This is a genomic window from Xanthomonas sp. NCPPB 2632, from assembly GCF_041228075.2.
In the GTDB taxonomy this organism is placed as follows: Bacteria; Pseudomonadota; Gammaproteobacteria; order Xanthomonadales; family Rhodanobacteraceae; genus Luteibacter.
Genome location: NZ_CM192979.1, coordinates 3,868,730 through 3,895,719 on the forward strand (window position 1 = coordinate 3,868,730; position 26,990 = coordinate 3,895,719).

The 26,990-nt window shown below is 63.9% G+C and carries 24 protein-coding genes and 4 tRNA genes; 3 read left to right on the plus strand and 25 right to left on the minus strand.

The features are described 5' to 3' along the window. The 20 genes from rplC to AB8808_RS16650 form a co-directional block, all read right to left on the minus strand. Positions 1-642 (minus strand): 50S ribosomal protein L3, encoded by a 642-nt coding sequence (rplC, locus tag AB8808_RS16555; protein ID WP_036140141.1) that lies wholly within the window; start codon positions 640-642, stop codon positions 1-3. A gap of 20 nt (positions 643-662) precedes the next feature. After that, on the minus strand, positions 663-974 hold the full coding sequence (rpsJ, locus tag AB8808_RS16560; protein WP_036140140.1) for a 30S ribosomal protein S10: 312 nt from the start codon (positions 972-974) through the stop codon (positions 663-665). Between the two features lie 455 nt (positions 975-1,429). Further along, the gene (tuf, locus tag AB8808_RS16565; protein ID WP_036140122.1) at positions 1,430-2,620 is read right to left on the minus strand and encodes an elongation factor Tu; all 1,191 of its coding nucleotides are present in this window, start codon (positions 2,618-2,620) and stop codon (positions 1,430-1,432) included. 50 nt (positions 2,621-2,670) lie between these two features. After that, complete coding sequence (fusA, locus tag AB8808_RS16570) at positions 2,671-4,800, minus strand: elongation factor G (protein WP_369930681.1); 2,130 nt, start codon at positions 4,798-4,800, stop codon at positions 2,671-2,673. A gap of 26 nt (positions 4,801-4,826) precedes the next feature. Then, on the minus strand, positions 4,827-5,294 hold the full coding sequence (rpsG, locus tag AB8808_RS16575) for a 30S ribosomal protein S7 (protein ID WP_036140138.1): 468 nt from the start codon (positions 5,292-5,294) through the stop codon (positions 4,827-4,829). Between the two features lie 16 nt (positions 5,295-5,310). After that, a complete protein-coding gene (rpsL, locus tag AB8808_RS16580) occupies positions 5,311-5,685 on the minus strand; it encodes a 30S ribosomal protein S12 (protein ID WP_036115505.1) in 375 nt (124 codons plus the stop codon). 174 nt (positions 5,686-5,859) lie between these two features. Continuing rightward, positions 5,860-10,074 carry a DNA-directed RNA polymerase subunit beta' gene (gene rpoC / locus AB8808_RS16585; protein ID WP_285405905.1) on the minus strand — a complete coding sequence of 1,405 codons (4,215 nt, stop codon included), beginning with the start codon at positions 10,072-10,074 and terminating at the stop codon, positions 5,860-5,862. Between the two features lie 25 nt (positions 10,075-10,099). Then, complete coding sequence (rpoB, locus tag AB8808_RS16590; RefSeq protein WP_036140136.1) at positions 10,100-14,269, minus strand: DNA-directed RNA polymerase subunit beta; 4,170 nt, start codon at positions 14,267-14,269, stop codon at positions 10,100-10,102. A 262-nt stretch (positions 14,270-14,531) separates the two neighbouring features. Then, positions 14,532-14,903, minus strand: a complete 372-nt coding sequence (rplL, locus tag AB8808_RS16595; protein ID WP_369930682.1) for a 50S ribosomal protein L7/L12 — start codon at positions 14,901-14,903, stop codon at positions 14,532-14,534. Positions 14,904-14,948: 45 nt separating this feature from the next. After that, positions 14,949-15,482 carry a 50S ribosomal protein L10 gene (gene rplJ / locus AB8808_RS16600; RefSeq protein WP_036140132.1) on the minus strand — a complete coding sequence of 178 codons (534 nt, stop codon included), beginning with the start codon at positions 15,480-15,482 and terminating at the stop codon, positions 14,949-14,951. Between the two features lie 342 nt (positions 15,483-15,824). Beyond that, positions 15,825-16,532, minus strand: coding sequence for a 50S ribosomal protein L1 (gene rplA / locus AB8808_RS16605; protein ID WP_036140131.1), 708 nt, complete (start codon positions 16,530-16,532; stop codon positions 15,825-15,827). Between the two features lie 3 nt (positions 16,533-16,535). Continuing rightward, positions 16,536-16,964 carry a 50S ribosomal protein L11 gene (gene rplK, locus AB8808_RS16610; RefSeq protein WP_036140129.1) on the minus strand — a complete coding sequence of 143 codons (429 nt, stop codon included), beginning with the start codon at positions 16,962-16,964 and terminating at the stop codon, positions 16,536-16,538. A gap of 203 nt (positions 16,965-17,167) precedes the next feature. Further along, positions 17,168-17,728, minus strand: a complete 561-nt coding sequence (gene nusG, locus AB8808_RS16615) for a transcription termination/antitermination protein NusG (protein WP_036140127.1) — start codon at positions 17,726-17,728, stop codon at positions 17,168-17,170. Between the two features lie 8 nt (positions 17,729-17,736). Beyond that, a complete protein-coding gene (gene secE, locus AB8808_RS16620) occupies positions 17,737-18,132 on the minus strand; it encodes a preprotein translocase subunit SecE (protein WP_051938643.1) in 396 nt (131 codons plus the stop codon). A gap of 84 nt (positions 18,133-18,216) precedes the next feature. Further along, positions 18,217-18,292, minus strand: a tRNA-Trp gene (locus tag AB8808_RS16625). Positions 18,293-18,385: 93 nt separating this feature from the next. After that, the gene (gene tuf, locus AB8808_RS16630) at positions 18,386-19,576 is read right to left on the minus strand and encodes an elongation factor Tu (RefSeq protein ID WP_036140122.1); all 1,191 of its coding nucleotides are present in this window, start codon (positions 19,574-19,576) and stop codon (positions 18,386-18,388) included. 63 nt (positions 19,577-19,639) lie between these two features. Next, positions 19,640-19,715, minus strand: a tRNA-Thr gene (locus AB8808_RS16635). A gap of 25 nt (positions 19,716-19,740) precedes the next feature. Further along, positions 19,741-19,814, minus strand: a tRNA-Gly gene (locus tag AB8808_RS16640). Positions 19,815-19,831: 17 nt separating this feature from the next. Further along, positions 19,832-19,917, minus strand: a tRNA-Tyr gene (locus AB8808_RS16645). 172 nt (positions 19,918-20,089) lie between these two features. After that, complete coding sequence (locus tag AB8808_RS16650) at positions 20,090-20,575, minus strand: acyl-CoA thioesterase (protein ID WP_369930684.1); 486 nt, start codon at positions 20,573-20,575, stop codon at positions 20,090-20,092. 101 nt (positions 20,576-20,676) lie between these two features. Here AB8808_RS16650 and AB8808_RS16655 point away from each other — a divergent pair, with 101 nt between their 5' ends. Genes AB8808_RS16655 through AB8808_RS16665 form a run of 3 tightly spaced genes read left to right on the plus strand, consistent with a single transcriptional unit; the run spans position 20,677 to position 23,370 of the window. After that, positions 20,677-22,593 (plus strand): SpoIIE family protein phosphatase, encoded by a 1,917-nt coding sequence (locus AB8808_RS16655; protein ID WP_369930686.1) that lies wholly within the window; start codon positions 20,677-20,679, stop codon positions 22,591-22,593. After that, positions 22,574-22,999: an ATP-binding protein gene (locus AB8808_RS16660; RefSeq protein ID WP_369930687.1), complete on the plus strand. Its 426-nt coding sequence runs from the start codon at positions 22,574-22,576 to the stop codon at positions 22,997-22,999. The genes AB8808_RS16655 and AB8808_RS16660 overlap by 20 nt, the downstream gene beginning before the upstream one ends. After that, complete coding sequence (locus AB8808_RS16665) at positions 22,996-23,370, plus strand: STAS domain-containing protein (RefSeq protein WP_369930688.1); 375 nt, start codon at positions 22,996-22,998, stop codon at positions 23,368-23,370. Before AB8808_RS16660 ends, AB8808_RS16665 begins: the two co-directional genes overlap by 4 nt. A gap of 51 nt (positions 23,371-23,421) precedes the next feature. Here AB8808_RS16665 and AB8808_RS16670 read toward each other — a convergent pair whose 3' ends face one another. From AB8808_RS16670 to AB8808_RS16690, 5 genes are all read right to left on the minus strand, one after another. Further along, positions 23,422-23,889: a MarR family winged helix-turn-helix transcriptional regulator gene (locus tag AB8808_RS16670; protein WP_369930689.1), complete on the minus strand. Its 468-nt coding sequence runs from the start codon at positions 23,887-23,889 to the stop codon at positions 23,422-23,424. Positions 23,890-24,144: 255 nt separating this feature from the next. Continuing rightward, positions 24,145-24,393: a DUF6429 family protein gene (locus AB8808_RS16675; RefSeq protein ID WP_369930690.1), complete on the minus strand. Its 249-nt coding sequence runs from the start codon at positions 24,391-24,393 to the stop codon at positions 24,145-24,147. A 138-nt stretch (positions 24,394-24,531) separates the two neighbouring features. Then, complete coding sequence (gene ychF / locus AB8808_RS16680) at positions 24,532-25,623, minus strand: redox-regulated ATPase YchF (RefSeq protein WP_369930691.1); 1,092 nt, start codon at positions 25,621-25,623, stop codon at positions 24,532-24,534. A gap of 32 nt (positions 25,624-25,655) precedes the next feature. Beyond that, positions 25,656-26,234: an aminoacyl-tRNA hydrolase gene (gene pth / locus AB8808_RS16685; protein ID WP_369930692.1), complete on the minus strand. Its 579-nt coding sequence runs from the start codon at positions 26,232-26,234 to the stop codon at positions 25,656-25,658. A 54-nt stretch (positions 26,235-26,288) separates the two neighbouring features. Continuing rightward, positions 26,289-26,930, minus strand: coding sequence for a 50S ribosomal protein L25/general stress protein Ctc (locus tag AB8808_RS16690; protein ID WP_369930693.1), 642 nt, complete (start codon positions 26,928-26,930; stop codon positions 26,289-26,291). Positions 26,931-26,990 lie beyond the last annotated feature (60 nt).

A 26,990-nucleotide genomic window follows, 5' to 3' on the forward strand; every position in this document is an offset into this window, starting at 1 on the left:
TCAGCCCTTGGTCGTCGGACGGATCACGACATCGCCACCCGGCGCGCCAGGGACAGCGCCCTTGACAGCGATGAGGTGACGCTCGGCATCGACCTTGACCACTTCGAGGCCCTGCTGGGTGCGATTGACCGCGCCCATGTGGCCCGACATCTTCTTACCAGGGAACACGCGGCCCGGCGTCTGGCGCTGGCCGATCGAGCCTGGGGCGCGATGCGACAGCGAGTTACCGTGCGTGGCATCGCCCATCTTGAAATGGTGACGCTTGATGGTGCCCTGGAAACCCTTACCCTTCGACACGCCGGCAACGTCGACCGTCTGACCGACGGTGAAGACGTCATCCGCCTTGATCTCGGTGCCGATCGCGTACTTGCCTGCGTCTTCCGCGGAAACGCGGAATTCCCACAGACCGCGGCCCGGCTCGACCTTGGCATTGGCGTAATGACCCTTCAGCGGCGAGGTCAGGAGCGAGGCGCGCTTGGCACCCGTCGTTACCTGCACGGCGCTGTAGCCGTCGTTTTCTTCGGTCTTCACCTGCGTCACACGATTCGGGGTCGCTTCAATCAGCGTCACCGGAATCGAGCGGCCGTCTTCGGTGAAGAGCCGGCTCATGCCGCACTTGCGGCCAACCAGTCCGATACTCATCTTCGTATCCTTTTATCCGCTCAGCCGAGCTTGATCTGCACGTCAACGCCAGCCGCGAGGTCGAGCTTCATGAGCGCGTCCACGGTTTTGTCGTTGGGGTCGATGATGTCCAGAACGCGCTTGTGCGTACGGGTCTCGTACTGGTCGCGGGCATCTTTATCGACGTGCGGCGACACCAGAATGGTGTAGCGCTCAATCTTGGTCGGCAGCGGGATCGGGCCGAGGACCGTGGCGCCAGTGCGCTTGGCCGTCTCGACGATTTCGCTGGCCGAACGATCGATCAGGCGATGATCGAAGGCCTTGAGCCGAATGCGAATCTTTTGGTTCGCCATAAAACCGTGTCCTGTTATCGAAAGAACGTTCTTGTGATTCGGAGTGGCTTCTCGCCGCCCCGCACAACCCATGTAGCTACTTGCAGGTGTCGCGACGGGCCGCCGTGGCGTGGCACGAAGCCACCCGGGCGACCCGAAAAAGTCGAGGCGGACCGCATAAACGATCCGCCAAGACAGAAAAGTATAGAATACACAACGATACGGATCAACAGAGCTCTCGCTCGGTGACCCAGTCGGCACTCCATTCGGCATCCATGCCTGCGAACTCGAAGCACATTCCGTGCGCCTCATTTCGCTGTGAGCCGTCGCCTTGAAGGCGATCTGGCTGATATAACTCGGCGACTATAGCGGATCGATCAGAAAAAGGGAAGAGGCGTGCCATAAAAAAAAGCGGAGGCTTTCGCCTCCGCCTCTTCGGGACACCCAGGCAGATCACCCTGCCCGGCCGTCCTTTCTTACTTGACGATCTTGGCGACGACGCCGGCGCCGACGGTACGACCGCCTTCGCGGATCGCGAAGCGCAGGCCTTCGTCCATGGCGATCGGGAAGCCCAGGGTCACCGAGATCTTCACGTTGTCACCCGGCATCACCATTTCGACGCCTTCCGGCAGCTTGATCGAACCGGTCACGTCCGTGGTACGGAAGTAGAACTGCGGACGATAGTTGCTGAAGAACGGCGTGTGACGGCCACCCTCGTCCTTCGACAGGATGTACACCTCACCCTCGAACTCGGTGTGCGGCGTGACCGACTTCGGAGCCGCCAGCACCTGGCCACGCTCCACGTCTTCACGCTTCAGGCCGCGAACCAGCACGCCGACGTTGTCACCGGCCTGACCCTGGTCGAGCAGCTTGCGGAACATTTCCACGCCCGTGACCGTCGTCTGCTGGGTGTCCTTCAGGCCGATCACTTCGGCCGGGTCACCCACCTTGACGATACCGCGCTCGACGCGACCGGTCAGCACCGTGCCACGACCCGAGATCGAGAACACGTCTTCCACCGGCAGCAGGAACGGCTTGTCGATCACGCGCTCCGGCTCCGGGATCCAGCTGTCGAGTGCGTCGACCAGCTTGATGATCGACGGCACGCCGATCTCGGACTGGTCGCCCTCGAGGGCGAGACGGGCCGAACCGTGCACGATCGGGGTGTCGTCGCCCGGGAACTCGTACTTCGACAGCAGTTCGCGGACTTCCATCTCCACCAGCTCGAGCAGCTCGGCGTCGTCCACCATGTCCGCCTTGTTCAGGAAGACCACGATGTACGGCACGCCCACCTGGCGCGACAGCAGGATGTGCTCACGCGTCTGCGGCATCGGGCCGTCGGCAGCGGAGCAGACCAGGATCGCGCCGTCCATCTGCGCGGCACCCGTGATCATGTTCTTCACGTAGTCGGCGTGGCCCGGGCAATCGACGTGGCCGTAGTGGCGCATCGGCGATTCGTATTCCACGTGCGCGGTCGAGATCGTGATGCCGCGTGCCTTCTCTTCCGGCGCCGCATCGATCGAACCGTAGTCCTTGAATTCGCCACCGAAGCGCTCGGCGCCGATCTTGGTCAGCGCGGCCGTCAGCGTGGTCTTGCCGTGATCGACGTGACCGATGGTGCCGACGTTGACGTGCGGCTTCTTGCGCTCGAACTTACCCTTTGCCATGACTCTGAAACCTCTGAAAAATCGTTGAAAGTTTTAATGAAGAAGCCCGATCAGGACTTCTTCATGACCTCTTCGGCGATGTTGCTCGGCGCCGGCTCGTAATGATCGAATTCCATCGTGAACGTGGCACGACCCTGCGACAGCGAGCGGATCGTCGTCGCATAACCGAACATCTCGCCAAGCGGGATCATCGCGTTGATCGTGTTGCCCGACGGCGTTTCTTCCTGACCGGTCAGCATGCCGCGACGGCGCGAGATATCGCCCATCACGTCACCGACGTAGTCCGGCGGCGTCACGACTTCGACCTTCATGATCGGCTCGAGCAGAACCGGCTTCGCCTTGGCGAAACCCTGCTTGAACGCCATCGACGAGGCGAGCTTGAACGCCATTTCCGAGGAGTCGACGTCATGGTACGAACCGAAGACGAGCTTGACCTTCACGTTCACCACCGGGAAGCCCGCGAGCGGACCACTGGTGATCGTCTCACGGAGACCCTTCTCGACCGAAGGAATGAATTCCTTCGGAATCACGCCACCGGAGATGTCGTTGATGAAGAGGAAGTCGTCCTTGATCGACGGTGCGATCTTGGGATCGGCACGATCGGCATCGGAGATCGGCGACAGCTCGATCACGACGTGACCGTACTGACCCTTACCACCCGACTGCTTGGCGTGCTTGTAGTCCGACTTGACGTCCGCGGCCTGAATCGTTTCGCGGTAAGCGACCTGCGGCTTGCCCACGTTGGCCTCGACGTTGAACTCGCGACGCATGCGGTCCACCAGGATGTCCAGGTGAAGCTCGCCCATGCCCGAGATGATCGTCTGACCCGACTCTTCGTCCGTCTTGACGCGGAACGACGGATCTTCCGCGGCCAGGCGGCCGAGGGCGACACCCATCTTTTCCTGGTCCGACTTGGTCTTCGGCTCGACCGCCATCGAGATCACCGGCTCCGGGAACGACATGCGCTCGAGGGTGATGATCTTGTCCTGCGAGCAGAGCGTATCGCCGGTCGTGACGTCCTTCAGGCCGACCGCGGCGGCGATGTCGCCCGCGCGGACTTCCTTCAGTTCGTGACGCTCGTTGGCATGCATCTGCAGCATGCGGCCGATGCGCTCTTTCTTCGACTTGACCGGGTTGTAGACCGGGTCGCCCGCATTCAGCGTGCCCGAATAGACACGGAAGAACGTAAGCGCACCGACGAACGGGTCGGTCATGATCTTGAACGCCAGCGCGGAGAACGGAGCATCGTCCTTCGCTTCGCGGGTATCCGGCTGCTCGTTCTCGTCGATGCCTTCGACCGGCGGGCGGTCGAGGGGCGACGGAAGCAGGTTGACCACCGCGTCGAGCATGGCCTGGACGCCCTTGTTCTTGAACGCCGTGCCGCAGAACACCGGAATGATCTCGCTACGCAGCGTACGCAGACGCAGGCCTTCGATGATCTCGGCCTCGGTCAGCTCTTCGCCACCCAGGTACTTGTCCATGTACTCTTCCGTCGCTTCCGCGGCGGCTTCGATCATATCGGTACGAGCCTGCTTCGACTTCTCGAGCAGTTCGGCCGGAATGTCCTTGTAATCGAACTTCATGCCCTGGGACTCCATGTCCCAGCTGATAGCCTTCATCTTGAGGAGGTCGACGACGCCTTCGAAGTTGTCTTCGGCACCGATCGGCACCTGCATCGGCACCGGATTGGCGCCAAGGCGAGCCTTCAGCTGATCGACCACCTTGTAGAAGTTGGCGCCGGTGCGGTCCATCTTGTTGACGAACGCGAGACGCGGCACCTTGTAACGGTTGGCCTGACGCCAGACGGTTTCGGACTGCGGCTGCACGCCACCGACGGCACAGAGCACGAACACCGCACCGTCGAGCACGCGGAGCGAACGCTCCACCTCGATGGTAAAGTCGACGTGTCCCGGGGTGTCGATGATGTTGAAGCGGTGCTCGGGCAGCGAACGGTCCATGCCCTTCCAGAATGCCGTGGTGGCAGCGGAAGTGATGGTGATGCCGCGCTCCTGCTCCTGCTCCATCCAGTCCATCGTAGCGGCACCGTCATGCACCTCGCCAATCTTATGACTGACACCGGTGTAGAACAGGATACGCTCGGTGGTCGTGGTCTTGCCGGCGTCGATGTGAGCCATGATGCCGAAGTTGCGGTAGCGCTCGATGGGCGTAGTGCGTGCCACGGTCTTTCCTCAATCTGGAGCTGAAATTACCAGCGGTAATGCGAGAAGGCCTTGTTGGCCTCCGCCATGCGGTGCGTTTCTTCGCGCTTCTTGACGGCGCCGCCACGGGATTCCGAGGCTTCGAGCAGTTCGGCGGCCAGCTTGCGCGGCATGGACGTCTCACCGCGCTTGCGCGCTGCGTCGATCACCCAGCGCATGGCAAGCGCCATACGACGGCCCGGACGGACTTCGACCGGCACCTGGTACGTGGCACCACCGACACGGCGCGACTTCACCTCGACGGCCGGGGCGATATTGCCCAGGGCCTTCTCGACGAGTTGCACGGCTTCAGCGTGCTTCTTGCCGATTTCTTCGAGAGCGCCGTACACGATGGATTCGGCGACGGACTTCTTGCCGGACTTCATCACCATATTGATGAAGCGGGCAATCAGCTGGCTTCCGTGCTTCGGGTCCGGGAGGACCACACGGGCGGGATGGGAACCTTTACGCGACATAATTCTTGTCCTTTACTCAGCTCTTCGGGCGCTTGGCGCCGTACTTCGAGCGCGACTTGCGACGCTTGGTCACGCCGGCGCAGTCGAGACTGCCGCGAACCGTGTGGTAACGCACACCGGGGAGATCCTTGACGCGACCGCCGCGGATCAGGACCACCGAGTGCTCCTGGAGATTGTGACCTTCGCCACCGATGTAGCTGATGACTTCGAAACCGTTGGTCAGGCGCACCTTGGCAACCTTACGCAGTGCCGAGTTCGGCTTCTTCGGGGTGGTCGTATACACGCGCGTGCAGACGCCGCGGCGCTGCGGGCTGCTCTGCAGGGCCGGGGAGGCGCTTTTGTACGCCTTCGGGCTGCGGGATTTGCGCACCAACTGGTTGACTGTCGTCATGCGAAGCTATTCCTGAGAAACATAAAGGCAGACCGAAAGATCGGCCCGCCAGAGAAACGTTGTTGACGTGCGCCGCCCACGAAGCGAGCCGGCGCCCATCGTCCCTGAATCCGAACACGAGGCGCGTCCCTGCGCCTCATTTCGTATGTACGAGCAAAACCCGGAATACGGGCCTTACTCAGCGCTATCGTTGGACCCGGCAGGGGCTTCGGCGAACGAAACGGCCGGCGCCGAACCCGAGAGGGTTTCGAGCTCCGAAGCCGTCAGACCGCCCTGGCTACGACGCGAAGCGTGGTATGCCAGACCCGTACCTGCAGGGATTAGCCGCCCAACAATAACATTTTCCTTCAGGCCCCGCAACGTATCCCGGGTACCACGAACCGCCGCCTCGGTGAGAACGCGGGTGGTCTCCTGGAACGATGCCGCCGAGATGAACGACTCGGTGGCCAGCGAGGCCTTGGTGATGCCCAGCAGGACCGATTCAAACCCGGCACGACGCTCACCGCGAGCCTCGGCACGGTCGTTCTCTTCGTTGATCCGGACGCGCTCGACCTGCTCACCGCGCAGGTAGGTGCTGTCACCCGCCTCGGTGATCTCGACCTTGCGCAGCATCTGGCGAATGATCGCTTCGATGTGTTTGTCGTTGATCTTCACGCCCTGCAGGCGGTAGACGTCCTGGATTTCCTTGACCAGGTACGAAGCCAGCGGCTCCACACCCAGCAGGCGCAGGATGTCGTGCGGATTCGGCTCGCCGTCGACGACGGTCTCGCCCTTCTCCACATGCTCGCCTTCGAAGACGATGACCTGACGCCACTTGGGAATCAGCTCCTCGTGCTCGTTGCCGTCCACGTCCTTGATGATCAGGCGCTGCTTGCCCTTGGTGTCCTTGCCGAAGCTGACGATACCCGAGCGCTCCGCGAGGATCGCCGGCTCCTTCGGCTTGCGGGCTTCGAACAGATCGGCCACGCGCGGCAGACCACCCGTGATGTCGCGGGTCTTCGAGGTTTCCTGCGGGATACGGGCGACCACGTCACCCACGCCCACTTCCGTACCGTTCTGGATCGACACGATGGCGCCGGCCGGCAGGAAGTACTGGGCCGCGATGTCCGTACCCGGCAGCTTGAGCTCACGGCCCTTGCTGTCTTCCAGGCGGACGATCGGGCGCAGATCCTTGGCCTGCGTACCGCGACGCTTCGGATCGGTAACCACCGCCGACTCCAGACCGGTCAGCTCATCGGTCTGCGACTGCACGGTGATACCGTCGATGAAGTCGATGAAGCGCACCACACCGGCCACTTCCGTGACGATCGGATGGGTATGCGGATCCCAGTTGGCGACCGTCTGGCCCGACTTGACCGGATCGCCGTCCTTGACGGAGATGGTCGCGCCGTAAGGCACCTTGTAACGCTCGCGCTCGCGACCGTTGGCATCGATGACGCTCACTTCGCCCGAACGCGAGACGGCGACCAGGTGACCCTGGTTGTGCTCGACCGACTTCAGGTTGTTGAACTTCAGCGCGCCGGTGGTACGCACGGTGACGTTGTCGACCGCAGCCGCACGCGACGCCGCACCACCGATGTGGAACGTACGCATGGTGAGCTGGGTACCCGGTTCACCGATGGACTGTGCAGCGACGACGCCCACGGCCTCACCCATGTTGACCAGGTGACCACGAGCCAGGTCGCGGCCGTAGCACAGGGCGCACACGCCGTGGCTGGCACGGCAGGTGATCGGCGAACGCACCTTGATCAGCTGCACCGACGCCTTGTCGAGCTTGTCGACCAGGTACTCGTCGAGCAGCGTGTCGCGGGTGACGATCGGCTGGTCGTCGTCGCCGGGGGCGTAGACGTCCTCGACCACGACACGACCGAGCACGCGATCGCGCAACGGCTCGACCACGTCGCCGCCTTCGACGATCGGGGACATCATGACGCCGTCTTCCGTGCCGCAATCGTGCTCGGTGATGACGACGTCCTGCGCCACGTCGACGAGACGACGCGTGAGGTAACCGGAGTTGGCGGTCTTCAGCGCGGTATCCGCGAGGCCCTTACGGGCACCGTGGGTCGAGTTGAAGTACTGCAGGACGTTGAGGCCCTCGCGGAAGTTCGCCTTGATGGGCGTCTCGATGATGGAGCCATCGGGACGGGCCATCAGGCCGCGCATGCCGGCCAGCTGGCGAATCTGCGCCGCGCTACCACGCGCGCCGGAGTCGGCCATGATGTACAGCGAGTTCATCGACTTCTGGTTGACCGTCTTGCCGTCGGCGTCCTCGACCTTCTCGGTGCCGATACCGTCGATCATCGCCTTGGCGACGAGTTCGTTGGTGCGGCTCCAGATGTCGACGACCTTGTTGTAGCGCTCGCCGGCGGTGACCAGGCCCGACTGGTACTGCTCCTGGATCTCGACGACTTCCTTCTCGGCTTCCTCGAGGATGCCCTTCTTCTCGGCCGGGATCTTCATGTCGTCGATGCCGATGGAGATACCGGCGCGCGTCGCGAAACGGAAGCCGGTGTACATCAGCTTGTCGGCGAACACGACCGATTCCTTCAGGCCGAGCAGACGGTAGCTCTGGTTGATCAGGCGCGAGATGTTCTTCTTGGTCAGCTCGGTGTTGACCAGCGCGAACGGGAGGCCGTCCGGGATGATCTCCATGAGCAGCGCGCGACCGACCGTCGTATCGACGATGGCCGTACGCGACGACGTGGCACCTTCCGAGTCCTGCTCGGTCATGTGCACGCGAACCTTGACCTTGGCGTGCAGCTCGACGGCACGATTGTCGTACGCACGACGCACTTCGCCGACGTTCGCGAACACCATACCGGCGCCCTTCGCGTTGATCAGCTCGCGGGTCATGTAGTACAGGCCGAGCACGACGTCCTGCGACGGCACGATGATCGGCTCGCCGTTGGCGGGCGACAGGATGTTGTTCGACGACATCATCAGGGCGCGGGCTTCGAGCTGCGCCTCGATCGACAGCGGCACGTGGACCGCCATCTGGTCACCGTCGAAGTCGGCGTTGAACGCCGTGCAGACGAGCGGATGCAGCTGGATCGCCTTGCCTTCGATCAGGACCGGCTCGAACGCCTGGATGCCCAGGCGATGCAGGGTCGGGGCGCGGTTGAGCATGACCGGATGTTCGCGGATCACGTCTTCCAGGATATCCCACACCTGGGCCTCTTCGCGCTCGACGAGCTTCTTCGCGGCCTTGATGGTCGTGGCTTCGCCACGAGCCTGCAGCTTGGCGAAGATGAAGGGCTTGAACAGCTCGAGCGCCATCTTCTTCGGCAGGCCGCACTGGTGCAGGCGCAGCGTCGGGCCGACCACGATGACCGAACGGCCCGAGTAGTCGACGCGCTTGCCGAGCAGGTTCTGGCGGAAGCGGCCCTGCTTGCCCTTGATCATGTCGGCCAGCGACTTCAGCGCGCGCTTGTTCGTGCCGGTGATGGCACGACCGCGACGGCCATTGTCGAGCAGCGCATCGACCGATTCCTGCAGCATGCGCTTCTCGTTGCGGACGATGATGTCCGGCGCAGCGAGTTCGAGCAGGCGCTTCAGGCGGTTGTTACGGTTGATGACGCGGCGGTACAGGTCGTTCAGGTCGGACGTGGCGAAACGACCGCCATCCAGCGGCACCAGCGGACGCAGGTCGGGCGGCAACACGGGAAGGACGGTCATGACCATCCACTCCGGCTTGTTGCCGGACTCCAGGAACGCCTCGATCAGCTTCACGCGCTTGGTGAGGCGCTTGAGCTTGGTCTCGGAGTTGGTCGCCGTGATCTCTTCCTTGAGGCGGATGACTTCGCCCGGCAGGTCGAGGCTCTTCAGCAGCTCGTAGACGGCTTCGGCACCCATGCGGGCATCGAACTCGTCACCGTGCTCTTCGGTCGCCTCCAGGTACTGGTCTTCGCTGAGCAGCTGGCCGCGCTCGAGCGCGGTCAGGCCTGGATCGATCACCACGAAGGCTTCGAAGTACAGGATGCGCTCGATGTCACGCAGCGTCATGTCCAGCATGAGGCCGATGCGCGAGGGCAGCGACTTCAGGAACCAGATGTGCGCGGTCGGGCTGGCCAGCTCGATGTGGCCCATGCGCTCGCGACGGACCTTGGCCAGGGTGACCTCGGTGCCGCACTTCTCGCAGACCACGCCACGGTGCTTCATGCGCTTGTACTTGCCGCACAGGCACTCGTAGTCCTTGATCGGGCCGAAGATGGCCGCGCAGAACAGACCGTCACGCTCGGGCTTGAACGTGCGGTAGTTGATGGTTTCCGGCTTCTTCACTTCGCCGTACGACCACGAACGGATCAGCTCCGGCGATGCCAGGGCGATCTTGATCGCGTCGAAATCCAGCGTCTGTCGCTGCTGGTTGAACAGATTGAGCAGGTCTTTCATGCGTAATCTCCGGTAGCCGCGACGATCACTTGATCTCTTCCAGCTCGATGTCGATCGCGAGCGAGCGGATTTCCTTCACGAGCACGTTGAAGGATTCCGGCATGCCCGCGGCCATCTCGTGGTTGCCGTCGACAATGTTCTTGTACATCTGGTTACGGCCCTGCACGTCGTCCGACTTGACGGTCAGCATTTCCTGCAGGGTGTACGCCGCGCCGTAGGCTTCGAGCGCCCAGACTTCCATTTCGCCGAAGCGCTGGCCGCCGAACTGCGCCTTGCCGCCCAGCGGCTGCTGGGTAACGAGCGAGTACGGACCGGTGGAACGCGCGTGCATCTTGTCGTCGACGAGATGGTTCAGCTTGAGCATGTGCATGTAGCCCACGGTGACCGGGCGATCGAACGCCTCGCCGGTACGGCCGTCGTAGAGCGTCGTCTGACCGGATTCCGGCAGATCGGCGAGCTTCAGCATGTGCTTGATTTCGGTCTCTTCGGCACCGTCGAAGACGGGCGTCGCCATGGGCACGCCGTCACGCAGGTTGTCGGCCAGCTGGATGATCTCGGCGTCCGTCATCGACTTGAGGTCGACATGGCGCACCGCACCTTCCGCACCGGCGTTGCCGTGGTTGTAGACCTCGTCGAGGAACTCGCGCAGCTTGGCCGGCTTCTCGTTGGCTTCGATCATGGCCGAGATCTTGTGGCCCAGGCCCTTGGCGGCCCAGCCCAGATGGACCTCGAGAATCTGACCGATGTTCATACGCGACGGCACGCCCAGCGGGTTCAGGCAGATGTCGACCGGACGACCGTCGGCGGAGAACGGCATGTCCTCGACCGGGACGATCATCGAGACCACACCCTTGTTACCGTGACGGCCTGCCATCTTGTCGCCCGGCTGGATGCGGCGCTTCACGGCGAGGTACACCTTCACCATCTTGAGCACGCCCGGGGCGAGGTCGTCGCCCTGGGTGATCTTGCCCTGCTTCTCCTTGAAACGCTTGTCGAAGGCCTCGCGATGGCGCTTGACCTGGTCGGCCGCGCGCTCGAGGAACTCCGAGACTTCCTCTTCCTTGACGTTGATCTTGAACCAGTCGTCTTTCTTGAGCGTATCGAGGTAGGCGTCGTCGATGACCACGCCGCGCTTGAGCCCGCCCGGACCGCTCATCGCGGACTTACCGACCAGCTGCGAGCGCATGCGGGCGTAGATCGCGCCCTCGAGGATGCGGAACTGGTCGTCCAGATCCTTGCGGATCCGCTTCAGTTCGGTTTCTTCGATCTGCTTGGCGCGCTTGTCCTTCTCGATGCCGTCGCGGGTGAAGACCTGCACGTCGATGACGTTGCCGTCCATGCCCGGGGGCACGCGCAGCGAGCTGTCCTTCACGTCCGAGGCCTTCTCGCCGAAGATGGCGCGCAGGAGCTTTTCTTCCGGGGTCAGCTGGCTTTCGCCCTTGGGCGTGACCTTACCGACCAGGATGTCGCCGGCCTTCACTTCCGCACCGATGTAGACGATGCCGGACTCATCGAGGCGGGCCAGGGCCTGCTCGCCGACGTTCGGGATATCGGCCGTGATTTCCTCGGCGCCCAGCTTGGTGTCACGGGCGATGCAGGTCATCTCCTCGATATGGATCGAGGTATAGCGATCTTCCTGGACCACGCGCTCGGAGATCAGGATCGAGTCTTCGAAGTTGTAGCCGTTCCACGGCATGAAGGCCACGAGCATGTTCTGGCCGAGCGCAAGCTCGCCCAGATCGGTCGAGGAGCCGTCCGCCAGGGTATCGCCCACGGCCACCACGTCACCGACGTTCACCAGCGGACGCTGGTTGAGGTTGGTGTTCTGGTTGGAGCGGGTGTACTTGGTGAGCGTGTAGATATCGACGCCGGCGTCGTTCTCGTCCACTTCCACTTCGTTGACGCGCACGACGATACGGGCGGCATCGACCTGGTCGATGACACCGCCGCGCTTGGCGGACACGGTGACGCCCGAGTCGCGCGCCACGGCGCGCTCGATGCCCGTGCCGACGAGCGGCTTCTGGCTGCGCAGGGTGGGAACGGCCTGGCGCTGCATGTTCGCGCCCATCAGGGCGCGGTTCGCGTCATCGTGCTCGAGGAAGGGCACGAGCGCCGCCGCCACCGACACCGTCTGCATGGGCGAGACGTCCATGTAGTTGATCTCGGCCGACGGACGCAGCTCGGACTCACCACGGAAGCGGCAGGACACGAAATCTTCGAGGAACTTGCCTTCCTTCGACAGCGGCGAGTTCGCCTGGGCGATCACGTGGTCGCCCTCTTCGATCGCGGAGAGGTAATCGACCTTGTCGGTGACCTTGCCGCTCTCGACCTTGCGGTACGGCGTCTCGAGGAAGCCGTAGGCGTTGGTGCGGGCATACACGGCCAGCGAGTTGATCAGGCCGATGTTCGGGCCTTCCGGCGTTTCGATGGTGCAGACGCGGCCGTAATGGGTCGGGTGCACGTCGCGCACTTCGAAGCCGGCGCGCTCACGGGTCAGGCCACCCGGTCCGAGCGCAGACACGCGGCGCTTGTGGGTCACTTCGGACAGCGGGTTGTTCTGATCCATGAACTGCGAGAGCTGCGACGAACCGAAGAACTCCTTCACCGCCGCCGCAACGGGCTTGGCGTTGATCAGTTCCTGCGGGGTCAGGCCCTCGGACTCGGCCAGCGACAGGCGCTCGCGAACCGCGCGCTCGACGCGGACCAGACCGATGCGGAAGGTGTTTTCCGCCATTTCGCCGACCGAACGCACGCGACGGTTACCCAGGTGGTCGATATCGTCGACCGTACCGGTGCCGTTGCGGATGTCGATCAGGACGCGGAGCACGTCGAGGATGTCGGAGGTCTCGCCCTGCTCGGCGACCAGACGCTGCGATTCCTCTTCCTTGCGCTCGCTGAAGTACTTGTGGTCGTAGAGCACGCCCGGACCGACGACGTCCTTGCGGCCGACACGACGGTTGAACTTCATGCGGCCGACGCCCGAGAGGTCGTAGCGGTCGAAGGTGAAGAACAGGTTGAAGAACAGGTTCTGCGCGGCGTCCTTGGTCGGCGGCTCGCCCGGACGCATCATCCGGTAGATTTCGACCAGGGCCTCGAGCTGCGTGCGCGTGTTGTCGATGCGCAGCGTGTTCGAGATGTACGCACCGCGATCGAGGTCGTTGACGTACAGCGTCGGCACGGTCTCGATCCCGCCCTTGCGGAACTTCTCGAGGTGCTCGAGCGTCAGCTCGTCGTTGGCCGCGGCGATGATCTCGCCGGTGTCCTTGTCGATCATGTCGACGGCCACGATGCGGCCGACCGGGTAATCGTCCGGCACTTCGAGCGTGGTGATCTTCTCGCTGGCCAGCTGGCGCACGTGGCGCGCGGTGATGCGCTTGCCGGCTTCCACCAGCACCTTGCCGTCGATCAACAGATCGAAGGACAGGGTTTCACCACGCAGGCGCTCGGCGACCAGGTCGAGCATGACGCCGCCCTTCTTGCCGAGGTGGAACACGTTGTGCTCGAAGAAGATGTCGAGCATCTCCTCGTTGCCGTAACCGAGCGCGCGCAGCAGCACCGTCACCGGCAGCTTGCGGCGACGATCGATACGGGTGAACAGAGCGTCCTTCGGGTCGAACTCGAAGTCCAGCCACGAGCCACGGTAAGGAATGACGCGGGCCGAGAACAGCAGCTTGCCCGAGCTGTGCGTCTTGCCGCGGTCGTGGTCGAAGAACACGCCCGGCGAACGGTGCAGCTGCGAGACGATGACGCGCTCGGTGCCGTTGATGATGAAGGTGCCGGTGTCGGTCATGAGCGGGATCTCGCCCATGTAGACCTCCTGCTCCTTGACGTACTTCACGGCCTTCTTCGAGGCCGGGCTGTCCTTGTCGTAGATCACCAGGCGGACCGTCGTGCGCAGCGGCGCACCGAAGGTCATGCCACGGTTACGGCATTCACGTTCATCGAACGCGGGTTCGCCGAGCCTGTAGTCGACGTATTCGAGCGCGGCATTGCCGGAGTAGCTGGAAATCGGGAACACCGACTTCAGCGCGGCGTGCAGGCCCTTCTCCTCGCGATGCTTGGAGCTGACCTGCTCCTGCAGGAATTCTTTGTACGAGTCGGTCTGGATGGTCAGCAGGTTGGGCACGCCCAGGACGGGCGGGCGCTTGCCGAAATCCTTACGGATGCGCTTCTTCTCGGTAAACGAGTAGGTCATGGTGGGTACCGCCTCGGCTCAGTAATGGGTCGATCAAAAATCGGATGAATCGAAAATCGGAGATCGAGATTCGTACCGCAGGGCATCGCTGCCCTCGACTCCCGATGTCCCATTTCCGACAGGGACGACGTATTGCACGTGCATGGCGCGGGGAACATGGTGCGTGGTGCGCGGAACAGGCCATTGAACGGCCAAAGCCCGGGGGCTTACGCCCCCAGGCTCACTTGACGCTATGTCGAACTACTGGCGCGCAAGGCGCCGATTACTTGAGTTCGACCGTGGCGCCGGCAGCTTCCAGATCCTTCTTGAACTTGGCAGCGTCGTCCTTCGATGCGGCTTCCTTCACGACGCCACCGGCTTCGGTGAGGTCCTTCGCTTCCTTCAGGCCCAGGCCGGTGATGGCGCGGACAGCCTTGATGACGTCGACCTTCTTGTCGCCGGCGGACTTCAGGATGACGTCGAACTCGGTCTGCTCTTCGACAGCGGCAGTGGCCGGGCCGGCAGCAGCAGCGGCAACCGGGGCAGCGGCCGAGACGCCAAAGGTGTCTTCGATCGACTTCACCAGTTCCATGATTTCCATCAGGGACTTGGCCTTGATGGCTTCGACGATCTGTTCGGTGGTCAGGGTGGACATTGTTTCTTACCTTTTAAATGGTTTCGATGAGAAAAGTCGGCGAGCTTAGGCGGGTTCGGCTTCGGCCGGGGCCTCGGCGGCGGCTTCGCCACCACCCTGCTGGTCGGCCACTGCCTTGACGGCGCGTGCGAACATCGCAGCCGGTTCGGACAGGACGCGGGCCAGCATCGCAAGCGCTTCCTGACGGGTCGGCAGCGACGCGAGCACGTCGACGTGCGCCGGGGGAAGCAGCTTGCCTTCCACCGAAACGACCTTCGGGATGAGCTTGTTGTTCGCCTTCGCGAACTCCTTGATCACGCGCCCGGCAGCACCGGGCTCTTCCAGCGAGAACGCATACAGCAGCGGACCGACCAGGGCGTCCTTGACGACCTCGAACTCGGTACCGGCCACGGCGCGCGCGGCGAGCGTATTCTTGACAACCTTCAAGAAAACACCCGACTCACGAGCCTTCTTGCGCATCGCGGTCATCTGAGAGACCGTGGTGCCTGCGTACTCGACAGCGACCAGGGAGTGAGCCTTCGCGGCGATTTCTGCCAGCTCGGCGACTACTTCTTGCTTCTGGGACAGATTGAGAGCCATTGCACTCCTCCAATTGAACTCCGCTTGCGACTCCTGCCGCTTGCGGTCCTGGGCGACATCGTCCTGACGTCGGGGACACGACGTGTCCCGGGTGGTGGCCTTTCCCCATTCGAAACGAATACGGAAGGGGCTACACCATCTACGCAGGCCGGACACCGCGAGGCATCCGATTAAGCGAACCCGCTAACGACGACGGCGTATCCATGCCAACACGAGCTCCCTGCTCGTCGCCGTCGCGCGCTGTACGCGCCTACGGTCTTTGACGGCTACCACGGCCTTGCGACCGGGGCTGCCCTCAAAAACGTTCCCCCACCGGCAAGCCGGCGGGGGCCGTAAAACCGATTACTTGGTCGAGGTGTTCACAGTCGAGGTATCGACCGGCACGCCCACGCCCATGGTGCTCGACAGCGACACGCGCTGGATGTACTGACCCTTGGCAGCCGAAGGCTTGGCCTTCAGCAGGTCGGCAATCAGCGTGTTGAGGTTGTCGGCCAGCTGGGCGGCTTCGAACGTCGCCTTGCCGATGGTGGCGTGGATGATGCCACCCTTGTCGTTGCGGAACTTGACCTGGCCGGCCTTGGCGTTCTTGACCGCCGTGGCGACGTCGGCGGTGACCGAGCCGTCCTTCGGGTTCGGCATCAGGCCACGGGGACCGAGCACCTGGCCGAGCTTACCGACGACGCGCATGGCGTCGGGGGTGGCGATGACGCGGCCGTAGTTGAGATCGCCAGCGGCCATCTTCTCGGCGAGGTCGTCCATACCGACGGCGTCGGCGCCCGCGGCGAGAGCGGCATCGGCCTTCTCACCCGGCGGCACGAACACGGCCACGCGAACGGTCTTGCCGGTGCCGTGCGGCAGCAGCGAGGATCCGCGAACGCCCTGGTCGGACTTCTTCGCGTCGATGCCCAGACGGACCGAGACGTCGACCGACTCGCCGAACTTGGCCTTGGCGTTGTCCTTGACGATCTTCAGCGCTTCGTCGAGACCGTAGGTCTTGCCGGGCTGGACGGCGGCCGATGCGGCCTTCATACGCTTCGTGAGCTTTGCCATGTCTTAACCCTCCACTACCAGACCCATGGAACGCGCGCTGCCGGCGATGGTACGCACGGCGGCTTCGAGATCGGCAGCCGTGAGATCCGGTTCCTTCGCCTTGGCGATTTCCTCGAGCTGGGCGCGCGTGACCTTGCCGACCTTGTCGGTGTTCGGCTTCGGCGAGCCCTTGGCCACGCCCGTGATCTTCTTGAGGAGGATCGAGGCCGGCGGGGTCTTCGTGATGAAGGTGAAGGTACGGTCCGAGTACGCCGTGATCACGACCGGGATCGGGAGACCCGGCTCGAGCTTCTGCGTGGCGGCATTGAACGCCTTGCAGAACTCCATGATGTTCAGGCCGCGCTGACCGAGGGCAGGACCCACGGGCGGCGACGGGTTGGCCTGACCGGCCTTGACCTGCAACTTGATGTAACCAATGACTTTCTTTGCCATTTTACGTTCCTCGCGAGTGCTGGCGCCTTGCGGCTCCTCGCTGTTGGCCTTCCCTGGTGGTGGTGGGATCCGCGCCTGCGAACCCCTTAAACACGGACACGCCGGAGCAAAAAACTCCAGCGTGGACCGGGCATTATAGGCGTCCGACCTGGGTTAAGCAAACCCCGTGCCGGAGGGGCGGGAGCGACCCCGCCAGGAGGCCGTCAGGCCTTCTCCACCTGGCCGAACTCGAGTTCGACCGGGGTAGAACGACCGAAAATGAGCACCGCGACACGCAGGCGACTCTTTTCGTAATTGACTTCCTCGACGACGCCGTTGAAGTCGTTGAACGGACCCTCGGTGACACGGACCATCTCGCCGGGCTCGAAGAGGACCTTCGGGCGAGGCTTCTCGACACCCTCGCGGACACGGCTGAGGATGGCCTCGGCTTCCGTGTCACGGATCGGGTGCGGACGATCGGCGGTGCCGCCGATGAACCCCATGACCTTGGGAGTTTCCTTGACCAGATGCCAGCATTCGTCGTCGATACGCGGCACCTTGCCGTTCGTATCCGTCTCGATCTGGACCAGGACGTAACCGGGGAAGAACTTGCGCTCGCTGCGACGCTTCTGGCCGCCGCGCATCTCGATGACTTCCTCGGTCGGAACCAGGATCTCACCGAACTTTTCTTCCATGCCCTCGCGCACGACGCGCTCGTTGAGAGCCTTGCGAACCTGCTGTTCGAAACCCGAATAGGCGTGAACCACGTACCAGCGCTTGCTCATGCCTTACCTCAATGTCCGAGTTTAAGCAGCCAATCGAGCACGATGGTCTTCAACAACCAGTCGATCAGCCCCATCAGCAGCGAGAGAATGATGACGACCACGATGATGATACCGGTGGTCTTCAACGTTTCGTCGCGCGACGGCCAGACGACCTTGCGCAACTCGAACTGCGATTCGGAGACGAAACCGCGCAGCTTGCGGCCGGGTACCGTGAAGGCACCGATCGCCATGGCGGCGACGACCGCGGCGATAACGCCGACGACGCGCGCGAAGGACGGCACGCTCGGGTTATCGCTGAAATAGTAGAAGCCGACGATGCCGGCGACGAGCACGACCAGCGCGAGCGCCAGCTTGCCGAAATCGGCCGGGCCCATAGTCCTGGCTTGTTCTGCCTTGGTGTTCATGCGCGCTTGGCAGGGTGCCTTACGAACGTGGCCAGCGAGACCGCCTGCCTGCGTCCGACGTCAACCGCCGTGGTTCCTCGAAAGTGGCACGCCAGGAGGGACTCGAACCCCCAACCTGCGGTTTTGGAGACCGCTGCTCTGCCAATTGAGCTACTGGCGTACAAATAAAACCGTTGAACCGCGGGGCGGGCGGCCCGAAGACCGACCCGCCCCGCGACCGGGTGCCCGACCCGAAGGGCGGGCATCACTTTTCTTACTTGACGATCTTGGCGACGACGCCGGCGCCGACGGTACGACCGCCTTCGCGGATCGCGAAGCGCAGGCCTTCGTCCATGGCGATCGGGAAGCCCAGGGTCACCGAGATCTTCACGTTGTCACCCGGCATCACCATTTCGACGCCTTCCGGCAGCTTGATCGAACCGGTCACGTCCGTGGTACGGAAGTAGAACTGCGGACGATAGTTGCTGAAGAACGGCGTGTGACGGCCACCCTCGTCCTTCGACAGGATGTACACCTCACCCTCGAACTCGGTGTGCGGCGTGACCGACTTCGGAGCCGCCAGCACCTGGCCACGCTCCACGTCTTCACGCTTCAGGCCGCGAACCAGCACGCCGACGTTGTCACCGGCCTGACCCTGATCGAGCAGCTTGCGGAACATTTCCACGCCCGTGACCGTCGTCTGCTGGGTGTCCTTCAGGCCGATCACTTCGGCCGGGTCACCCACCTTGACGATACCGCGCTCGACGCGACCGGTCAGCACCGTGCCACGACCCGAGATCGAGAACACGTCTTCCACCGGCAGCAGGAACGGCTTGTCGATCACGCGCTCCGGCTCCGGGATCCAGCTGTCGAGTGCGTCGACCAGCTTGATGATCGACGGCACGCCGATCTCGGACTGGTCGCCCTCGAGGGCGAGACGGGCCGAACCGTGCACGATCGGGGTGTCGTCGCCCGGGAACTCGTACTTCGACAGCAGTTCGCGGACTTCCATCTCCACCAGCTCGAGCAGCTCGGCGTCGTCCACCATGTCCGCCTTGTTCAGGAAGACCACGATGTACGGCACGCCCACCTGGCGCGACAGCAGGATGTGCTCACGCGTCTGCGGCATCGGGCCGTCGGCAGCGGAGCAGACCAGGATCGCGCCGTCCATCTGCGCGGCACCCGTGATCATGTTCTTCACGTAGTCGGCGTGGCCCGGGCAATCGACGTGGCCGTAGTGGCGCATCGGCGATTCGTATTCCACGTGCGCGGTCGAGATCGTGATGCCGCGTGCCTTCTCTTCCGGCGCCGCATCGATCGAACCGTAGTCCTTGAATTCGCCACCGAAGCGCTCGGCGCCGATCTTGGTCAGGGCAGCCGTGAGCGTGGTCTTGCCGTGATCGACGTGACCGATGGTGCCGACGTTGACGTGCGGCTTCTTACGTTCGAACTTACCCTTTGCCATGAGCGCTAAACTCCGCTGGAGCCAATGAGATAGTAAAAAAGGAACCGCCGCAGGCGACGAAGATGGTGCTCATGACTGGAATCGAACCAGCGACCTCTTCCTTACCAAGGAAGTGCTCTACCGACTGAGCTACATGAGCACGAACGCAGCGCGTGTTAGGACAATGGAGCGGGAGACGGGAATCGAACCCGCACAATCAGCTTGGAAGGCTGAAGTTCTACCATTGAACTACTCCCGCACTGCGCGGAACTCGTCTGGTGGAGGAAGGTGGATTCGAACCACCGAAGGCGTAAGCCAGCAGATTTACAGTCTGCCCCCGTTGGCCGCTTGGGTATTCCTCCAACATAGAACGCCTATTGTCGCGAGCGCCCCGGAAACTGTCAATAACTTCCGCACGTTGAGTTCACATGCGATGACGACTTCCGACGGCCCGGACAGCCCACCGATACGGGTAGTCGGTGAGCGAGCCGCGCAGTGTAGCGATGCCGATCGGGAATGGGAAGAGCCGGCGTCTCAGGCCTCGCGGGTGGCCTGTACCAGCGGTTCCATCGCGCGCGACATCTCCATGAGTTTCAAGGCGTATTCCTGCAGGCGGAGATCCCGCTCGTCTACCGGCTTCCAGGACGGCACGGGGGTGGGCTTGCCGCCGTCGGCCTTGTCCATCGCCACGAAAACCATGACGCAACTGGTCGCCAGGCGCTCCTGACCGCTGCGCAGGTCACGCGCCAGCACGTCCACGGCCAGGTGCATGCTGGAGGTGCCCGTGTGGATCAGGCGGGCCCGCACGGTGACCAGGTCGCCGATGAGGATGGGCGCCAGGAACTGGATGCCACTGACCGATACGGTGACGCAATAGGCGCCGCTCCAGCCGACCGCGCAGGCGTAACCGGCCTGGTCCAGCCACTTCATGGCCATGCCGCCGTGGACCTTGCCACCGAAGTTCACGTCGGTCGGCTGCGCCAGGAAACGGAACTCGACTTCTCGCTGGGTGCCGGACATGCCGCAACCTTGCTGGGGAAAGCCGCATTATGGCCGCTGGACCGCTTGTCGTACCGCCCTGCCCGGCATAGATTCGGAACCGTCATCCCATGGAGCCATCGATGGTCCTTCGCAGCGTCGCCTCACGGCTTGCCCTGGCCGTGCTCCTGGGATCGGCGATCGTCATGGTCGTCACCGGCGGCCTGCTGCTGACCCACACGCGCGAACAGACCCTCGCCCAGACCCAGCGCGAGGCCGCCGCCATCGCCGACTCGGCCGCACTGCGCATCCAGGGCCGCATCGACGGGGTCGGCACGGTGGCGCGCACACTGGCTTTCCTCCTGCGCGACCGGCGCGACCAGGCCGCACCGTTGATTCGCGACACGCTGGCCGCCCACCCGGACATCGTCGACATCAGCGCCGCGTTCGTGCCGCGCAACACATCCGCACCCCGGAACGACGATGCCCCCGTGGCCCGCCGCGCCGCGGACGGCAGCCTGGTCATGGGTAGCCGGCGCGCGGACCCCGAGCCCTACTGGCGCTCACCGTGGTTCATCCGCGGCCTGAACTGCGATGGCGGCTGCTGGCAGCCGCCATTCCATGCCGCCGGCGAAAGCCGCACGCTGATCGGCTACTCGGTCGCCATCCCCGGCGGCGACCGGGTGCCGGTGGTCGGCGTCGCCGATGCCACGATCAGCCTCGACTGGCTGCAGCGCGTCGTGTCGCAGCTGAACAAGCCGGGGCATGCCTCCGGCTTCGTCGTGGACGGCGACGGGGTATTCCTGGCGCACGACTGGACCTCCTACATCGGCAGCCGCGCGAGCCATCCGCTGCGTGAAGCCATCGCGTCCGGCCAGCCGGCCACCCGCCTCACTCCGGAGATGGGCGCACGGGTCAGCGAGCCGGTGTGGGTCTACCTCGTACCCATCCAGGGCACCCGCTGGACCTTCGGCCTGAGCATGCCCGAGCGGGCCGTGCTGGCCGATCTGCGACGCACCTACCTGGTCGATATCCTGCTCGGCGTGCTGGCGCTGGCCGGCGTCTCGCTGATCGCGCTGTTCATCACGCGCCGGCTGATGGCACCGCTGGGCGTGCTCGCGGAGCGCGCCGAGAACGTCGCGCGGGGCGACCTGGACTTCGTACTGCCCCGCGTCCGACGGGACGACGAGGTGGGTCGCCTGACCCGCGCCTTCGACCAGATGCGCCACGAACTGGCCGGCCATATCGACCTGGCCAAACGCACGGCACGCGACCAGGAGCGCATCGCCAGCGAACTGGAAATCGCCCGGCAGATCCAGCTCGCCCTGATCCCCGAGCCGCACTGGCTGGCGGAGGACGGCCGGCTCGAGCTCTATGCCGCCCTGCGGCCGGCCCAGGCCGTGGGTGGCGATCTCTACACCTACTTCGCCCTGGGGGCCCGGCATGTCTGCGTCATGGTCGGCGACGTGTCCGACAAGGGCGTGCCGGCCGCGCTGTTCATGGCCCGCACCATCACGCTGGCCCGCACCCTTGCCACCCATGCCCGCTCGCCCAGCGACATCCTGGGCGCCCTGAACCGCGAACTGTGCAAGGGCAACGACACCTGCATGTTCGTGACCCTGCTGTGCGGCGTGGTGGAAACGGAAACCGGCATGCTCTCGATGGCCAGCGCCGGCCACGAACAGCCCGTGCTGCGGGCGGGCGGCTCCGCCATCCTGATCGACGTGGAAACCGGCCCGGCGCTCGGCCTCGACCGTGAAGCGCGCTACCCTGTCCGGGTACTCACGCTGCTGGGGGGTGACACCGTGCTCATGTACACCGATGGTGTCAGCGAGGCACATGCTGGCGACCAGCGCCTCTACGGCGCCCATTCGCTGCTGGACAGCGTGGCGCGCGTCGCCGAAGGTGCGACGCCCGAGGCCTACGTGGAAGGCGTTCTCGGCGACGTGGACGCCTATGTCGAGGGCGCGCCGGCCTACGACGACATCGCCCTGCTCGCGCTCACCTGGCACGACGCCGAGACCCAGGGAGCGCACCTCGATGCGGCTGCGCATTTCTAACCGGCTCGAGGATGTCTTCCTTGCGCTGGATCGCGCCGAAGACATCCTCGAGCGCAGCGACATCGACATCGCCTGCCGTGCCGACGTACGACTGGTGCTGGAGGAACTCCTGGTCAACACCGTGCGTCACGGCTACCCCGATGGCCGCGAGGGCCGCATCGACATCCGCATGGAGATCGAAAGCGCCAGCGTCAGCCTGGAACTGCGCGACGACGGTGCCGCGTTCGATCCGATGGAACTCCCTTCGCCGGAGCTGCCGGGCGACATCGCCCAGCGCGACATCGGCGGCCTCGGCCTGCACCTCGCGCGCAGCATCGCCAGCCAATTCGACTATGCTCGCGACGACGACGGCAACCGCGTCGTCATCCGCTTCGATCCCTCCCTGTCCGACGAGTCCACCCGATGACCCTGATCGTCCGCAGCGAATCCCCCTCCCCCGAACGCAGCACCGTCTGGCTCGAAGGCCGCCTGGATGCCGCGTCCTTCGGCGAGTTCGACGACGCACTGCGGGATATCACACCCATGGTGGACAACGGCGGCACGCTGATCGTCGATCTTTCCGCGCTGGACTACATAAGCAGCGCGGGGTTGCGCAGCCTGGCGCAGTTGCGCAAGCAGATGCACGACCGGGCCGGACGCGTGCTGCTGCTCAACCCGCAGCCGCAGGTGAAGAAGGTGTTCGAGATCGTCAAGGCGGTGCCGGTGGCCGAGGTGTTCGCCAGCGTGGCGGAACTGGACCAGTACCTGGACCATATGCAGCGGAAGATCACCGGCTGAGGTGCCGAGGTACCCTGCCCGTCACCGGGGGGGGCATGCCCGGCCTTGGTGTCAGCCCTTCGCGGTTTCGAGCACGCTGGCGCGCAAGGCTTCCAGCTGCCGCTTGAGCGCGGCCAGCTCGTCCAGTTCACACCCCGTGGCGCAGAAGACGTGGACAGGCACGTCGCCCGTCTTCTCCCGCAATGCCCTGCCCTGTGCGGTCAGCGTCACGATCACCTGCCGCTCGTCCTGCGTGCCGCGCGTGCGCTCGACCAGGCCGGCAGCCTGGAGGCGCTTGAGCAGGGGTGTCAGCGTGGCCGAATCCAGGAACAGGCGCTCGCCCAGCCCGGACACCGTGACGCCATCGCGCTCCCACAGCACCAGCATGACCATGTACTGCGGGTACGTGAGGTCAAGCCTGGCCAGCAACTGCCGGTAGAGCTTGCCCATCGCCAGGTTGGCCGAATAGAGCGCGAAGCAGAGCTGGCCGTCGAGCGTGCGCGGGGCTTCGACGCCTTCGGGGAGGGAGGGCTTGCTCATGACGGAAATGTAGGGACGCGACTATTCAATTGCAAGCGATTTAATCGCCAGGCGAAGAAACGCTCGCAGCCAGGATGGCCGTCGAATTCACTTTGCCTCTCCCAGGTCCGTGCATCAGCAATGAGACAGAGCAAACTGGAATTTCTATCGTCTCCAGACGAATCATCCGACGCGTATTCAGACCCAACAATGCCGTCGCGAGAAAGTGTGCAGCAACACGGATCCAAAAGACCGGACGCAGGCCGTTGCAACCAATCATTCCCTGCGATCACCTTCTTGAGAACGAACAACGAAAAGCTTTTCAAATAATTGCGTCGATGCTGTCAATCCTTCTTCGGTCATCCTGATCGACTTCGCATGGTTGATCGGGTCGCAAATGAGACCTTTCTCGTGCAGGCGATTGAGAACTTTCCAGTCGAAACCCTTCCATGCGCGATCGCCTTCATGGAGCGTCAGTTGGAGCTCGGCCGCTTGCGGCCGCTGCCGAGCGCAGAGTGTGACCACCCGGCGCCTCCTCGCCGCACCATACGAGCAACGGGCTCTGGCTTTGGCTTCGGCTTCGGAGGGCCACGGTCATGCGTGAAGAACCAAAAAAAGCCTCGCACGAGCGAGGCTTTTCGTTTCACCCTTTAACGCATGTGCTCAGACGTTGAACCGGAAGTGCAGCACGTCGCCTTCCTTGACCAGGTAGTCCTTGCCTTCCAGCCGAAGCCGGCCGGCTTCCTTTGCGCCCTGCTCGCCCTTGAACTTGATGAAGTCGTCATAGGCGACCGTTTCCGCACGGATGAACCCGCGCTCGAAGTCCGTATGGATGACGCCGGCGGCCTGCGGCGCGGTGGAACCGGCGCGGACCTGCCAGGCGCGAACTTCCTTCTCGCCGGCGGTGAAATACGTCTGCAGGCCAAGCAGCTTGTAGCCCGCACGGATCACGCGGTTCAGGCCCGGCTCGTCGAGCCCGAGATCCTTGAGGAACTCGTCGCGGTCGGCCTCTTCCATCTGCGAGAGTTCTTCCTCGATGGCGGCCGAGATGGCTACCACCTCGGCGCCCTCTTCCACGGCGCGCGCGCGGACGGCATCCAGGTGCGGGTTGTTCTCGAAGCCGTCTTCCGCCACGTTGGCGATGTACATCAGCGGCTTCATCGTGATGAGGAACATGTCGCGCACGAGCGCCTTTTCTTCCGCGTCCAGCCCGGCCGAGCGGGCCGACTTGCCCTGGTCGAGGGCGACACGGAGTTTTTCCAGCACCGGCTTCTTCGCGATGGCGTCCTTGTCGTTGGCCTTGGCCGAACGCGTGGCACGATCGAGCGCCTTCAACACGGCTTCCAGGTCGGCCAGCGCCAGCTCGGTGTCGATCGTCTCGATGTCGGCGATGGGGTCGACCTTGTTGGCAACGTGGATGACGTTGCCGTCCTCGAAGCAACGCACGACATGCGCAATGGCGTCGGTCTCACGGATGTGGGCGAGGAACTTGTTGCCCAGGCCTTCGCCCTTGGACGCGCCGGCGACCAGGCCGGCGATGTCGACGAATTCCATGGTGGTGGGAATCACGCGCTGCGGCTTCACGATCTCCGACAGCGCGCCAAGGCGCAGGTCGGGCACGGGAACGATGCCGGTGTTGGGCTCGATCGTGCAGAACGGGAAGTTGGCGGCGGCGATGCCGGCCTTGGTGAGCGCGTTGAAAAGGGTGGACTTGCCGACGTTAGGCAGGCCGACGATGCCGCATTTGATGCCCATGGCGATGTGTCCGGTAAAGGTGAGTGGTGCGGTCAGGCGACCGTGTGCAGGCGCTTCATCGCCTCGTCGAACTTGCCGTCCAGCGCCAGCGGCAGCACGTCGAACGCGCGCCCGATGCCGTGCATGATGGCGTCCTCGTCGGCCGCGTTGGGTCGGCCGAGCACCCAGGGGGTGACCTTGTCCCTGTGCCCCGGGTGGCCGATGCCGACCCGCAGGCGATGAAATTTGCCGTGGCCCAGGTGGGCCATGATGTCGCGCAATCCGTTCTGGCCGCCGTGGCCGCCGTCGAATTTCATGCGGACGGTGCCGGGCGCGAGGTCCAGTTCGTCGTGGGCGACGAGACACTCCTCCGGCGCGATCTTGTAGTAGCGCAGCGCCGAGGCCACCGCGATGCCACTCTTGTTCATGAACGTGGCGGGCTTGAGCAGCCAGACCGTTTCGCCACCGATGCGCAGCTTGCAGGTTTCGCCATGCAGCTTGCCGTCGAAGGCCCAACGCTCTCCCTGGTCCATGGCCAGTGCGTCGACACACCAGAACCCGGCGTTGTGCCGGGTCCTGACGTATTCGGCCCCGGGGTTACCGAGGCCGACGATGAGACGTAGTGTCGCCATGTGCCGAAGCGGACACGACCCGCGGCGCCAGGGCGCACGCGGGTCGTGAGCCGATTACTTCTTCTCTTCGGTCGGAGCGTCGCCTTCGGCGGCCGGCGCTTCCGGATCGACTTCTTCCTGGATGGCGGCAACGGTGACGACGGCGACGTCGTGTTCCTTGCCCAGGGCCAGCTCAGGAATTTCCACGTTGGCCGGCAGCGTGAGGTCGGACAGGTGGATGATGGAGTCGGCGTCGAGCGAAGCCAGGTCCAGCTCGATGAACTCGGGCAGGTGCTTGGGCAGGCACGAGACCACGACTTCCGTCAGGTTGTGCGAGATGACCAGGCCCGAGGTCTTGCCGGCCGGCGACTTTTCCTGGTTGAGGAAGTGGATGGGCACGGCGACCTTGACGGCCTCGTTCTCGTTCACGCGCAGGAAGTCCATGTGCAGCATGAGCTGCTTGTACGGATGCTTCTGCCAGTCCTTGATCAGGACCTTCTGCTTCTTGCCGTCGACGGTGAGGTCGATGACGGACGAGTAGAACGACTCGAAACGCGAGCCGAGCAGCACGTCGTTGTGCACGACCTGGATAGCCTGCGGAGCCTCGCCGGCGCCGTAGACGATACCCGGCACGAAACCCGCGGTACGAAGGCGGCGGCTCGCACCCTTCCCTTCGATCTTGCGGCTCGTGGCGGTGAGCTGATGATTGGTAGCCATGGTGTTGCCTCAGGTAAACCGCCTTACGGCGGTGGTAAAGGGCTTCCCCGCGACCAGGAA

Coding starts and splice junctions, on each gene's coding strand:
- rplC (WP_036140141.1), bottom strand. CDS start 642: ATGAGTATCGGACTGGTTGGCCGCAAGTGCGGCATGAGCCGGCTCTTC.
- rpsJ (WP_036140140.1), bottom strand. CDS start 974: ATGGCGAACCAAAAGATTCGCATTCGGCTCAAGGCCTTCGATCATCGC.
- tuf (WP_036140122.1), bottom strand. CDS start 2,620: ATGGCAAAGGGTAAGTTCGAGCGCAAGAAGCCGCACGTCAACGTCGGC.
- rpsG (WP_036140138.1), bottom strand. CDS start 5,294: ATGTCGCGTAAAGGTTCCCATCCCGCCCGTGTGGTCCTCCCGGACCCG.
- rpsL (WP_036115505.1), bottom strand. CDS start 5,685: ATGACGACAGTCAACCAGTTGGTGCGCAAATCCCGCAGCCCGAAGGCG.
- rpoC (WP_285405905.1), bottom strand. CDS start 10,074: ATGAAAGACCTGCTCAATCTGTTCAACCAGCAGCGACAGACGCTGGAT.
- rpoB (WP_036140136.1), bottom strand. CDS start 14,269: ATGACCTACTCGTTTACCGAGAAGAAGCGCATCCGTAAGGATTTCGGC.
- rplL (WP_369930682.1), bottom strand. CDS start 14,903: ATGTCCACCCTGACCACCGAACAGATCGTCGAAGCCATCAAGGCCAAG.
- rplJ (WP_036140132.1), bottom strand. CDS start 15,482: ATGGCTCTCAATCTGTCCCAGAAGCAAGAAGTAGTCGCCGAGCTGGCA.
- rplA (WP_036140131.1), bottom strand. CDS start 16,532: ATGGCAAAGCTCACGAAGCGTATGAAGGCCGCATCGGCCGCCGTCCAG.
- rplK (WP_036140129.1), bottom strand. CDS start 16,964: ATGGCAAAGAAAGTCATTGGTTACATCAAGTTGCAGGTCAAGGCCGGT.
- nusG (WP_036140127.1), bottom strand. CDS start 17,728: ATGAGCAAGCGCTGGTACGTGGTTCACGCCTATTCGGGTTTCGAACAG.
- secE (WP_051938643.1), bottom strand. CDS start 18,132: ATGAACACCAAGGCAGAACAAGCCAGGACTATGGGCCCGGCCGATTTC.
- tuf (WP_036140122.1), bottom strand. CDS start 19,576: ATGGCAAAGGGTAAGTTCGAACGTAAGAAGCCGCACGTCAACGTCGGC.
- AB8808_RS16650 (WP_369930684.1), bottom strand. CDS start 20,575: ATGTCCGGCACCCAGCGAGAAGTCGAGTTCCGTTTCCTGGCGCAGCCG.
- AB8808_RS16655 (WP_369930686.1), top strand. CDS start 20,677: ATGGTCCTTCGCAGCGTCGCCTCACGGCTTGCCCTGGCCGTGCTCCTG.
- AB8808_RS16660 (WP_369930687.1), top strand. CDS start 22,574: ATGCGGCTGCGCATTTCTAACCGGCTCGAGGATGTCTTCCTTGCGCTG.
- AB8808_RS16665 (WP_369930688.1), top strand. CDS start 22,996: ATGACCCTGATCGTCCGCAGCGAATCCCCCTCCCCCGAACGCAGCACC.
- AB8808_RS16670 (WP_369930689.1), bottom strand. CDS start 23,889: ATGAGCAAGCCCTCCCTCCCCGAAGGCGTCGAAGCCCCGCGCACGCTC.
- ychF (WP_369930691.1), bottom strand. CDS start 25,623: ATGGGCATCAAATGCGGCATCGTCGGCCTGCCTAACGTCGGCAAGTCC.
- pth (WP_369930692.1), bottom strand. CDS start 26,234: ATGGCGACACTACGTCTCATCGTCGGCCTCGGTAACCCCGGGGCCGAA.
- AB8808_RS16690 (WP_369930693.1), bottom strand. CDS start 26,930: ATGGCTACCAATCATCAGCTCACCGCCACGAGCCGCAAGATCGAAGGG.